The organism is Kitasatospora sp. GP82 (assembly GCF_029892105.1).
Classification (GTDB): Bacteria; Actinomycetota; Actinomycetes; order Streptomycetales; family Streptomycetaceae; genus Kitasatospora.
Genome location: NZ_JARZAJ010000060.1, coordinates 19595 through 31182, shown reverse-complemented (window position 1 = coordinate 31182; position 11588 = coordinate 19595). Strand labels below are relative to the sequence as shown.

Genomic DNA, 11588 nt, shown 5'->3' with positions numbered 1-11588 from the left:
ACGGTGATGTGACCCGGGCCACTAAAGCCCGGACGGCAATCCGTCGTCCTTATTCCGCGGTCAACCCAAACCGAGCCGCGCCCTCAGCACACGTCGAGGTCAGCGACTGTGACGGATGATCCACAGGGCACCGCGGTCGGCGCCGGCGCAGCGGCGCCGGACCCGTCTCGACCGGCCGTCCGGCGTCGCTTCCGGTGATCGAGCAGCCGCATCGGTCAGTTCGCGCGCCTTGCGCTGGAGGTCGAGCAGCAGTTGCGGGTCCGGCCGCGGGCGCTCATCAGACGGTCGTAGGCCCGCTCCACCGCTGCCAGCGCCGCGCTCAGACATTGCTCCGGCCCCTGCGAGTGAGGCAGCGTTGTCGTCAGCCCTCTCTCCTTCTCGGCTCTGGTGGGTCCTCCGGTCTCACTCGGGCAGCTTCCGCATCTCCAGCACGCGCAGACCGAGGGACTGGAAGCGGGCGAGCAGCCCGTACAGATGAGCCTCGTCGGTGACCGTGCCGAAGAGCAGCGTCTGCTCGGGCGCGCGCGAGTTCGGGAAAGGCTTCGGCAATCGTCTCCGACACGACGTCGGCCACGCGGAATTCGTAGCGCATGCGAGAACTCCCGTCGGATCCGGACCTCGGGGCTTGCAGCTTCTCCTGCAATCGTCGGCCCATCCGTTGCGGGCGGCATCGCCCGGTTCGGGCGAGGCGTGCTCCGATACGGTCACAACAGGAGCACGACCACAACAGGAGCACGACCACGGCTGGGGCACGGTCACGACAGGGGCACGGTCACAACAGGCCGAGGTCGCGGGCCCGGTGGACGGCCTCGCTGCGTCGGGCAACGGAGAGTTTGCGGTAGATGCTCTTCAGGTGGGTCTTCACCGTGTTGGTGGAGACGTAGAGCTCCGCCGCGATCTCGCTTGTGGACAGCAACTGTGCGGCCTGGCGCAGTACCTGGCGCTCCCGCTCGCTCAACGGCTCCACCATCACGGGCAGTTGCCCACAGGCCCCCGCACGCGGGTACCCCAGGCCGTGGGCGAGCAGCCAGCCGTGTGCCTGGGCCAGTTGCGGGTCCCGACGAATCAGCCTTCGCACCCAGGGACCGCTCTCGACGAACACCCGCCGCAGCTCCTCCGGCCGGGCGAGCCCGAGCGCCTCGCGCAGGAAGCCGTGTGCGTCCTCGGTGGAACCGCGCTCCGCGGCGGCCTGGGCCTGGAGAAGGCACGCCTGCGCCCGATTGGCCGCCGTGACGGGCTGGAGGACCGACAGTTCGGCCAGTACCTCCAGCCCGCGGTCGCTGCTTCCGGCTGCCAGCAGTGCGCGGGCCCGGACGACGGCGTACTCGGGCCGCTGTGAGGTCACGGCGTCCAGCGCATCGAGGGCTGCGCCGGCGTCACCGTGCGCGAGATGCGCGCAGGACTCCGCGATGGCCAGCTCGTCCGCCATCCACTCGGACAGGTGCAGGGGGGCGGCAGGCCGGCTGACCCCGCAGACGACGGCGAGCGCTCTCTCCCGGCCGCCTTCGGCGGCCGCCAGTCGGGAGCCGATCACCGCGGCTTCCACGGCAGCGGCGGGTTCCGGGCGCGATCCCGCAGATGCGGTTGCCAGGTCGAGATGGGTTCGGGCGGTCGTGAGGTCGTTGTGCTCGACCGCGACGCCCGCCAGGACGAGGTGGTCGAGTCCGGCTCGGCTCTCCCGCGGAAGCGCCGACCGCTCGGCGACGGCCAGCGATGCGCGCGCGTGGCCCTCCGCCTGCCGCAGCTGCCCCAGCAGCAGCTCGACCAGGGCCAGCGACCCCAGCGACTCGCAGAGCGGGTCCTCCGTCCCGGGCTGCCCGCACACCTCGACGGCGGCGGTGAGCGTGGCGTGTCGGCCTGGTCGAGTACCAGGACCACCGGTTCCGGATACTCGGCAAGCCCCTCGGCAAGCCTCACGAGGAGCGACTGGTCGACCCCTTGGGCGCGCGTGGGCCTGCCCGTCCCGGGCGGCAGCCGTACGCCGTGCCGGTGGAACGCCTCCAGGACGTAGGTCCAGAAGACGCCCGGAGCGTCACCGGGTTCGACGGTCAGCCACACGGTCGGACAGTGCGCACGGCACTCGGCCACCCAGTGGGCGGCGAGCACCGTCTTGCCGGCGCCGGCCGGGCCGGTGACGAGGGTGAGCGGCCTCTGCACCCCGGCCGTCAGTCGCTCCAGCAGCGCGGGGCGACTGACGAGAAGCTTCGGAACCGCTGGGCGGGCGAACCTGACCGCGGACATCGGGTCGCCGGAAGGCGCCAGGCCGCGGTGCCCCGCGCGAGCGGGGGAATCGGGCACTGGCGGGTTCCGCATGGACGTCACCGAGGTTCGCGAGAGAGAAGGCTGTGATCGGGCGCCACCTTCCACTCCACAGCCTCGGAGTCGCGAGTGCCAGTCGCGGGCCACCGACCGGACTCGGAGCGGGTGGCCCGGATCAGCCGCTCTCGGGGGCCGGAGCCCTTCCCACTTCCTGAACCCCGCCCTTGACCAGGAAGTTGCCGATGAGGAACTTGTAGACGGCCCCACCGACGAGACAGCCGAGGAGCGGACCGACGATCGGCACCCAGAAGTAGAGATTCCCGTACTGGTCCCGCCAGGCGTGGTGGTATCCGGTGAGATAGCTGGCCAGCCGAGGACCGAAGTCACGGGCCGGGTTGATGGCGTAGCCGGCGTTGACACCGAAGGCCATGCCGATCGCGACCACGATGAGGCCCACGATGAAGGGGCCGAGGTTGGCGCGCGGCGGATCGTTGAGCACATCCGTGACCGCGAATACCAGCAGGACCAGGATCGCGGTGCCGATCACCTGGTCGCGCAGCGCGCCCAGCTCGCTCACCGGGAACGCGCCGTTGCCGGGGAGGGTGGAGAACACCGCCTGGCTCTTGATCGTATGGCCCGGGTCGAACTTGGCCAGGATCTCGGTGTAGTTCCACCGCACCAGCAGCGCCGCGACGAACGCGCCCGAGGTCTGTGCCAGCGCGTACGGGGCGACCTTCCGCCACGGAAAGCCCTTGAAGACCGCCAGCGCCACGGTGACCGCAGGGTTCAGATGACCACCGCTCAGCCGCGCCGCGACATAGACGCCGAAGGTGACGCCGAATCCCCAGGCCCAGGCGATGCTGTCGTGGGCACCGAGGCTGACCCCCACGACCTGGGCCACCGCACCCGTGCCGAAGAGAATGAGGATCATGGTGCCGGTGAACTCGGCGGAGAGTTCACCCAACAGCCCCCACCCGCGTGCCTGCTCCGGTCGCTCTGCCATGGAGGTTCCTGTTCCGACGGTTCGGTCGGCCGGCCGGCCGAGTCATCGCCTCCATCGTGTGCGCACATCGCCGATGCCTGCTCGTCCAGCGGGGCTGTTCGAGGCCCCGGGGGCTGCGAGGACGCGACGCCCGCCGTGTCGCGATGCGCGGCACGGCGACCGAGCTGCGACGACGCTCGGGCATGGTGCTCCGGAGGGCAGGATTTGAAGCTGCGACCCCTTGACGCCGGCGCACACCCGCCGTGTCATGGCAGGAGGGGGCGGGGGCGGACGGAGGGGACTGCGTATGGACGGCGAGGAGGTCAGCTGGCTGACGGTGCGACAGGTGCGCACCCTGTGGCCGGAGGTCGGCCCGGTGCACGAGACCGCCAGGATCCATGGGGTCAGGTTCCGCACCGACGGCGCCGACAGCGCCTGGGGGCCGCACAGCACTGTGCGCTACCACGCCGACGACGTACGGCGCGTGGCCCCGCTGCTCGGCGCAGCCCCCCGCAGGCCCTCACGCCGTAACGGCCTGGCCGGCTTCCTCGCGCTGCTCCTCCTGCTGACCCTGCTGATCGCCCTCATCACCTGGGCCTGGCAGCAGAGCCGCTCCGACGTCCACAACTACTGGCACTGACAGGCTTTCTGGCAGCAGGTCAGAGTTCCGCGTCCCGCGCCAGCAGCGCGGCCTGCACCCGGTTCTCGCACTCCAGCTTGGCGAGGATCCGGCTGACATACGTCTTCACCGTGCCCTCGCTCATGTACAGCCGGGTGCCCACGTCCGCGTTCGAGAGCCCCTCGCCGAGCAGGTCGAGCACCTCGCGCTCGCGCTCGGAGAGCGCTGCCAACCGCCGGCGGGCCGCTTCGCCGCGCGCGACGGCGGGACCGGCGGCGAGGCTGTCCACGATGTGCCGGGTGGCGGCGGGCGACAGGAAGGCGTGGCCGCCGGCCGCCGCCCGGACCGCCTGGATCAGCTCCTGGGGTGCGGTGTCCTTGAGCAGGAACCCCGCACCGCCCGAGGCGACCGCGCGCAGCACGTTCTCCCGTTCGCCGAAGGTGGTCAGGATCAGCGCCCGCGCGCCCGGTACCGTCCTGGGCAGCTCGGCCAGCGCACTGAGACCGTCCATCACCGGCATCTGGATGTCCAGCAGCACCACATCCACCTCGTGCGCCCGCGCCAGGTCGAGCGCCTCACGGCCGTTGGCCGCCTCCGCGACGACGTCGATGTCGTCGGCCGAGGTGAGGATGAGCCGGATCCCGGCACGGATGAGCGGCTCGTCGTCGGCGACGAGGACTCGGATCACTGCTTGGCCTCCTGGGCTGGCGCACTGGTCGAACGGCTGCACCTACGCACGGTAGTGCACCTTTTCGATCAGTACGCCATCGCGGAAGCAGAGCCGGTTCACGTACTCGCTGGCCGGCTCGCTGCTCTGCTCTCCCGCGGTGAACCAGAGACAGGACGCCCCGCTCGGGACCTCGGGCCCCTTCTTCTTGTACTCGCTGGTCATGAACTCGCTGCCGGACGGCAGCCTGGACCTGATCGCGTCCTCGGGCTGGCCCACCTCGAGGGAGTCGTACACCTCGCGCTCCAGCGTCGCGTTGTTGGACGACTCGACCAGCATGTACCCGCCGAAGCCGAGCAGCGCCAGGAAGGCGATGGACACCAGACCCACCACCACGGCGCAGCCGAGGGCCGGGCTGCGCCGCACCCGGGGGGCCGGCGGCGGCGCCTCCGGCAGGTCGGGGTCGTCGGCGGGCGCGCGGCCGCTCCCTTCGTAGGGCAGGACTCCGGCCAGCCGGAATCCGCCCTCGGTGGTGGGTCCGCTGTGCACCATGCCGCCGAGCAGCCGGGCGCGTTCACGCAGGCCGGTCAGGCCCTGGCCGCCGCTGACCACCGGTCCTGGCGCGGGCGCGCGGGAGGGGCCGTTGACCACCTCGACCAGCAGCGCGTCCGGCTCGTAGCGCAGGGCGACGTCGATCGGCGCGGTCGGGGCGTGCTTGTGGGCGTTGGTGAGGGCTTCCTGGACGATCCGGTACGCGGCGTGGCCGGTGGCGGCGGCGAGCGGGCGGATCTCACCGGAGCGCGTCAGTGCCACGGCGGTTCCTGCGGCGCGGGAGGCATCGGTGAGCCGTTCGATCGCCTCTACGCCGCCGGCCACCCCGGTGTCCCCGGCCGTGCCCGCCACTCCCTTGGACCCGGCCGCACCGATCGCGTTCTCGTCGCGGAGCAGGCCGACCGTCTCCCGCAGCTCGCGCATCGCGGTCACGGCGGCCTGACGCAGGACGGCCACCGCCTCTCGCTGACGGTCCGTCAGACTGCGGTCCACCTCAAGGGCCCCGGTATGGACGGATATCAGGGCCAGTTGGTGGCCGAGGCTGTCGTGCATGTCCTGGGCGATCCGGTGGCGTTCGCGCAGCCTGGCCTGGTGGGCGATCATGGCGCGCTCGCGCAGCAGCTGGTCGTTGCGCTCCTGGAGTGTGGTGAGCAGCGTGCGGCGCTGGGCGCGGTAGCGGCCGAACACCGCGGGCAGGACGACGAGCAGCAGGAATATCGCCAGGTTGATGCCGATGAGTCCCCTGACCGGCAGTTCGTCGACGTTGTAGCAGAAGCCGACCGCGGTGCTCAGGACGAGCGTGCCGATACAGGCTGCGACGAGTGTCCTGGCCCTGGCTATCCGGTAGCCGGCCGACCAGCTGGCAGCGGCCAGGACGGGTATGAAGCCGCCGAAGGCGCCGACGGCCGTCGCCGCGATGAGCAGGGTCGCCGTCGGCAGCCCGCGGCGCAGCAGGTACAGGGCGGCGGCGGCCAGTCCGATGGGGGCCGCGCCGAGCGGGCCGGTCGGATCGGCCAGCGCCATGAGTCCGCCCGGGACGCAGATGAGTAGGGCGTAAGCACCCTCGCGGAGGTACTCCCGTCTCCCCCAGGGACCGGGGAGGGCCCGCTCTCGTGCTGCTGTCCAGAGTTCTGCTGTCGTCGCCACCCGGGCGAGGCTACCCGGACGGCCCCGGACGGCGTCGTTGCCTTTGGTCGTGACCGGGGACGACGAAAGTCGTGATCAAGGGTGCTGGGCCCGGTCCGGGTCCGGGGCGCAGCGGGCGGTGAGCAGCAGGGCGACGTCGTCGGCGCGGTGCGCGGAGTGGCGGGCGGCGCCGAGCAGCCGATCGGCGAGTGTCTCCAGCGAGATGTCGGCGGTGCCGTGGGCGAGCGAGGCCCGCAGTCGGTCGATGCCCTCGTCGATGGCTGTGCCGGGGGCCTCGACCAGTCCGTCGGTGTAGAGCGCGAGGGCGGAGCCGCGCGGCACGACGAAAGTGCTGACGGGGTAGGTGCTGTGGTCGTCGATGCCGAGCAGTGGGCCGCCCGCCAGGTCCAGTGCCTCGGTACGGCCGTCGGGGTGACGCAGCAGCGGGGGCAGGTGTCCGGCGCGGGCGGCGTCGGCCCGGCCGTCGGCGGGATCGAGGCGGATCAGGCAGCAGCTGGCGAGCAGGCCGGGGTCGAGGTCGACGAGCAGCCGATTGGTACGGGCGAGGACCTCCTCGGGTGGGATTCCGCCGGTGATGAAGGCGCGCACGGCGCTGCGCAGCTGGCCCATGACGGCGGCGGCGCCGACGCTGTGGCCTTCCACGTCGCCGATGACCAGGCAGACGCCGCGCTCGGTGACGACGGCGTCGTACCAGTCGCCGCCGATCTCCATGCCCCGGGTGCCGGGGAGGTAGCGGGCGGTGATGGTGAGGCCGGGGACTTCGGGGAGCCGGTGCGGGAGCAGGGCCTGTTGCAGGCCGCGGGCAAGGACGAACTCGGCGTCGTAGAGGCGGGCGCGTTCCAGGGCCTGGGCGATCAGGCCGCCGAGGGCGGTGAGGACGGAGCGTGACTCGGTGCTGAAGGACCGCGGCTGGTCGAAGCCGAGAATGCAGCTGCCGACGGGGTGGCCGGAGGCGATCAACGGCAGGAACGCCCAGGACTGCATCTCGTCCAGGGGGATACCGGGGTAGGCGGCGAGCAGCTCGTGCTGGGATTCGAAGAACATCGGGGCGCCGCCGGTGAGAGTCTCGGTGCCGGGCAGTCTGGCGCGTACGGAGGTTCCCTCGAAACCGTCCAGGAAGCCGTCGGGGTAGCCGTTCTGGGCGGCCAGATAGAGGTGACCGTCGCGGACCAGGTAGATCGCCAGTTCCTGGCCGCCGAAGCCCGGCAGGATCTGCTCGGCGACGGCTTCGCAGACGTCGCGGACGCTGATGGCCTCGCTGAGCGCGCTGGCGAGCTGGAGCAGGTAGTAGGTGGCGCCGAGTTTGGTCAGGGCGGGCCGCGGCACGGTGTCGGCGTTGTGTGCGCTGTCGGCTCGGCCGTGCTCTCGCGGTGGTGCGGTCGGGATGACGCGTCCGGTGAGGCCGTGGGTGTCGGGGTAGAGCGAGAAGGCGAGCCACTGGTCGGGCGGGCGGCGGGCGACGAAGGCGGTGGGCCGCTGGGAGAGCATGGCGGCTCGGTAGCCGTCCTCGTACGCGGGGTCGGCGAGCCAGGGCAGGGCGGTCCAGGGATGGCGGCCGAGAAGCCGTTCGCGCGGGGTGTCGAGGAGGAGTTCCAGGCTGCGGTTGAGGTAGTCGATACGGCCGTCCGGGTCGAGGGCGAAGATTCCTTCGCGCAGTCGTTCGACGGCCGCGACGGCGGCGGCGCCGTGGGTGGTGTCGAGGACCGCGCCGATCAGATGGGTCCGGACGGAGCCCGGCACCTGGCCCCAGACCCTGACCGGGCGGTAGCCACCGTGCCGGTCGCGCAGATGCAGGGTGCGGGTAGGCAGGGTGCCGGTGTGGACGGCGGCGAGGACCGCGGCGCGCAGGGCGGCCCGGTCCTCGGGGGCGATCAGGGCGGCGACGGTGGCGGCCCGGCCGTCGAAGTCGGTGGCCGGCAGGCCCAGGATGGCCTGGAGTCCGTCGTCGGCGGTGACGGTCCCGGCGGCGAGGTCCCAGTCGAACACGCCGACCCGGACTGCCGGGCCGACCGGTCCTGGCAGCTCGACCACGACGGGTTCGCCGAGCGCCGCGACGGTGGTGTCCGTGCCCCGGAGTCCGGCGAGGGCGCTGCCGAGGCGCGTGGCGGCGGTGCGCAGGTGGCGCCGCGCGGCGAGCGGTATGCCGGTGTCGAAGCTGGGCCACATCACGCACAGCGCACCGATCGCCTCCTCGCCGACGCACACGGGGGTGCTGGCGAGGGCGAAGGCGTACGGCATGCCGACCGCGAGCCGGGGGAAGCGCCGCATGGTCTCCTCGGCACCGGCCAGCGTGACGGTGCGCCCGGTGCGGTACGCGACCGCGGCGGGCACCTGTCCGGCCGCCGGGAGCCGGCGGAAGCCGCTGAGCAGCGACAACGGCACCCCGGCGACGGCTCGGAGCACGAGCGAGCGGTGGTCGGGCGAGCGGAGGTAGAGCATGCCGCCATAGGCCGAGGTGCTGCGGACGGCCCTGCGCAGGCCGTGCGCGAGCAACTCCTCCGCCGAGGTGTCCCGGCCCGCCGAATGGGTCGCGTAGGTGCGGGGTGCGGCCGCTCCCCGAGGAGTCGCGGACGGGCGGGCCCGCGAAGTCCGTTTCGCTCCCGAACCGCCGCTCGTGTGCGGGCCGGGTCGGCCCGCCGGCACTCCCTGACGCACCCCTTCTCTGTACGCCCGCCCCTGGGGGGTGTCAACCGGGCCGGGACGCTCCCGGAACGTGGTCGCCCAGGAGCGTCCACCGGTAGGCAGCCCATCAGGACGGGGCATCCCAGGGGCGCGAGGCTCTGAAAGGTCCTACCGGAAGTCGTGCTGAGGTGTGGCTGTCGGCTTGTCCTCGTCGACGACCCGCAGCGTCGCGACGGCCGGGTCGGCCGCGCCTCTGACGTGGCCGTTGGGCGCGGCCACCGTCCGGTGGAAGAAGTCGACGACTTCGGCGGTGATCACCTCGCCGGGCAGGACGTTGGGGATACCGGGCGGGTAGGCGGCGAGGGTGTCGGCGGAGACCCGTCCGACGGCCTCGCGGGCGGGGACGGTGCGGCTGGGCGCGAGGAACGCCTCACGGGTGGTCAGCCGGACGGGACCGGGGACCGGCAGCCGAAGCCGGCTGGGCGCCGGCTCCTCGCCCAGCGGGGACCCGAGCGCATGGAGGGCGTCGAGGAAGCGGTCGCCCTCCGGCGCGGCGCCGGCCCCGACGACCGCCACGATCGCGGAATCGGTGGCGACCTCGACCATGATCCGGTGATCACGCATCAGCCGCCGGCGGGCCTCGTGGCCGGAGATACCGCCGGCCCGGGTGTCGATCGGCACCCGTAGCGGATCGGCGGCCACTATGTCGGGGAAGCGGTCGAAGCCGTCGCTCACCACGCCGAATCGCCCGGCGGAGCGGACGGCCGCGCGCATCTTGTCCGCCGCGTCCAGCGAGCCGGTGATCCGGTCGCGGCCGTTGACCAGCGTCTGGCGGGCCACATCGAGCGAGGCCAGCAGCAGCGCGCTGGCGCTGGTCGACTGGGTCAGGTTGAAGACCCGCTGGACAAGGGGTTCGAGTGCGTCGCCGAAGGGGCCGTCGCCGAGGTGCAGCATGGCGGACTGGGTGAGGCTGCCGGCCAGCTTGTGGGTACTGGAGATCACGAGGTCGGCCCCCTGCGCGAGCGCGTTCTCGGGGAGTTCGGGGTGGAAACCGAAGTGCGATCCCCATGCCTCGTCCACGATGAGCGGGATCCCGGCGGTGTGGGCGGCGTCCGCGAGCGCGCGGACGTCGGCGACCGCGCCGAAGTAGCTCGGTGTCACCACATAGGCGGCGGCCGCGTCCGGGTGGGCGGCGATGGTGTCGGCGAGGTCGGCGGGGGTCACTCCGTGCGCGATGCCCATGGCGGCGTCGACGGACGGGTGGACGAAGGCGGCGCGCAGGCCGGAGAGCACCAGGCCGTCCACCACGCTGGAGTGGACACTGCGCTGGACCAGCAGGGTCTCCCCCAGCGAGCGGGCGACCAGGGTGGCGATGCGGTTGCCCTGGGAGGCGCCGTTGGTGAGGAACCAGGTCCTGCGCGCGCCCCAGGCAGCCGCGGCGAGGCCGAGCGCCTCGTCCATCGGGTTGTCGGTGCCGAGGTCGATGCCCTCCAGCAGCGGTGGCACGTCCAGGCGCAGTGACGCGTCGCCGACCAGGCGGGCGAGGGCGTCGAAGCGGCTCGGATCGGCGGCGTGTCCGGGGACGTTCAGCCGCAGCCAGTCCCCTTGGGCGCAGCGGCGGACGGCTTCGGCGTAGGGGGCGCTCTGCTGGGCGGTGCCCGTGGTTCGGCTCATCACGGGGATCAGCGTCGCAGTGGGCCGGGTGAAGGGGAATTCCCTGTTTCTCTGGATCCCTCCAGAGATAATCTATAGCTCCCGGACCGTCCGAGGCCCTCCCCCACTGGATTCGCACATGCTTGAGCTGCGCCACCTCCAGGTCCTGCGCGCCATCGCCCGCGAGGGATCCCTCGCCGGTGCCGCGCGTGCGCTTCGCTACACGCAGCCCACCATCACCCACCATCTCGCCACACTGGAGTCCCACTTCGGCGCTCCGCTGTTCCACCGCGGTCCGCGCGGAGCCAGCCTCACCGAGATCGGGGAGTCGCTGCTCCCCCACGCCGAGGCGGTGTTGGAGCGCGTTCGCCTCGCCGAGCAGGAGGTGCGCGGCATGGTCACACGCGGCACCGTCTCGCTGCGCGTCGGCACCTTCCCCACCGCCGGGGCTCTGCTGCTCCCGCCCGCCGTCCGGCGGCTGCACCAGCGCGGGGTTCACATCTCCCTCCGGGAGGGCGAGCTGCCCACCCTCCTCGCCGGGCTCCGCTCGCGGGACCTGCACCTGGCCCTGGTCTTCTCCCAGCCCGGCGACCGCCTCGACCTGGAGGAGGAGTTCACCCTCCACCCGCTGCTCGAGGATCCGCTGCTGCTCGTCCTTCCCGCCGACCATCCGCAGGCCCGGCTCGAACGCGTCCCGCTCACCGCCCTCCGGGAGGACGGCTGGATCATGGGGACCACCGACTGGGATCCCTGCGACCGGCTGCTCACCTGGGCCTGCTCCCAGGAGGGATTCGAACCGGTCCATGTGATGCGTACCGACGACTACGGCGTGCTCCAGGGCTTTGTCGCCGCAGGAATCGGTGTGGCGCTCGTCCCGCGCCTCGGGCTGGGAAACCCCCGCGAGGACATCGCGATCCGCCCGGTCGACGGCCCCGCCCTGGCGCGGCAGATCGGCGTCGCGATGCTCAGGACCACCACGGCCGGCAGTGCCGGTCGACTGCTCGCCGAACTCCGGGTGGAGGCAGAGCAGATCAGAGCCGCGCAGGAGAAGGGCTGAACGACAGCCCGGACAGCGGATGAGGCTCCGT

8 protein-coding genes and 1 pseudogene are annotated in these 11588 nt (G+C 72.3%); 2 read left to right on the top strand and 7 right to left on the bottom strand.

Annotated features, from left to right (window positions below; translation table 11 throughout):
• Positions 1 to 402: 402 nt before the first annotated feature.
• From P3T39_RS34095 to P3T39_RS34085, 3 genes and pseudogenes are all read right to left on the bottom strand, one after another.
• Positions 403 to 592 (bottom strand): annotated as a pseudogene (locus tag P3T39_RS34095) (hypothetical protein).
• 180 nt (positions 593 to 772) lie between these two features.
• A complete protein-coding gene (locus P3T39_RS34090; protein WP_280703157.1) occupies positions 773 to 1825 on the bottom strand; it encodes a LuxR C-terminal-related transcriptional regulator in 1053 nt (350 codons plus the stop codon).
• Positions 1826 to 2434: 609 nt separating this feature from the next.
• Positions 2435 to 3262 carry an MIP/aquaporin family protein gene (locus tag P3T39_RS34085; protein ID WP_280703156.1) on the bottom strand — a complete coding sequence of 276 codons (828 nt, stop codon included), beginning with the start codon at positions 3260 to 3262 and terminating at the stop codon, positions 2435 to 2437.
• A gap of 286 nt (positions 3263 to 3548) precedes the next feature.
• On the opposite strand from P3T39_RS34085, the gene P3T39_RS34080 reads away from it, so the two are divergent.
• Positions 3549 to 3881 carry a hypothetical protein gene (locus tag P3T39_RS34080; protein ID WP_280703155.1) on the top strand — a complete coding sequence of 111 codons (333 nt, stop codon included), beginning with the start codon at positions 3549 to 3551 and terminating at the stop codon, positions 3879 to 3881.
• Positions 3882 to 3900: 19 nt separating this feature from the next.
• On the opposite strand, the gene P3T39_RS34075 is transcribed toward P3T39_RS34080, so the two are convergent.
• The 4 genes from P3T39_RS34075 to P3T39_RS34060 form a co-directional block, all read right to left on the bottom strand.
• Positions 3901 to 4548: a response regulator transcription factor gene (locus P3T39_RS34075; RefSeq protein ID WP_280703154.1), complete on the bottom strand. Its 648-nt coding sequence runs from the start codon at positions 4546 to 4548 to the stop codon at positions 3901 to 3903.
• 42 nt (positions 4549 to 4590) lie between these two features.
• Positions 4591 to 6225: a histidine kinase gene (locus P3T39_RS34070; RefSeq protein ID WP_280703153.1), complete on the bottom strand. Its 1635-nt coding sequence runs from the start codon at positions 6223 to 6225 to the stop codon at positions 4591 to 4593.
• 75 nt (positions 6226 to 6300) lie between these two features.
• Positions 6301 to 8988: a SpoIIE family protein phosphatase gene (locus tag P3T39_RS34065; RefSeq protein ID WP_280703152.1), complete on the bottom strand. Its 2688-nt coding sequence runs from the start codon at positions 8986 to 8988 to the stop codon at positions 6301 to 6303.
• 27 nt (positions 8989 to 9015) lie between these two features.
• On the bottom strand, positions 9016 to 10521 hold the full coding sequence (locus P3T39_RS34060) for an amino acid decarboxylase (protein ID WP_280703151.1): 1506 nt from the start codon (positions 10519 to 10521) through the stop codon (positions 9016 to 9018).
• A 118-nt stretch (positions 10522 to 10639) separates the two neighbouring features.
• Between P3T39_RS34060 and P3T39_RS34055 the strand changes: the two genes are divergently transcribed.
• Entirely contained in the window at positions 10640 to 11557 is a 918-nt protein-coding gene (locus P3T39_RS34055; RefSeq protein ID WP_280703150.1) for a LysR substrate-binding domain-containing protein, read from the top strand.
• Positions 11558 to 11588: the final 31 nt, after the last annotated feature.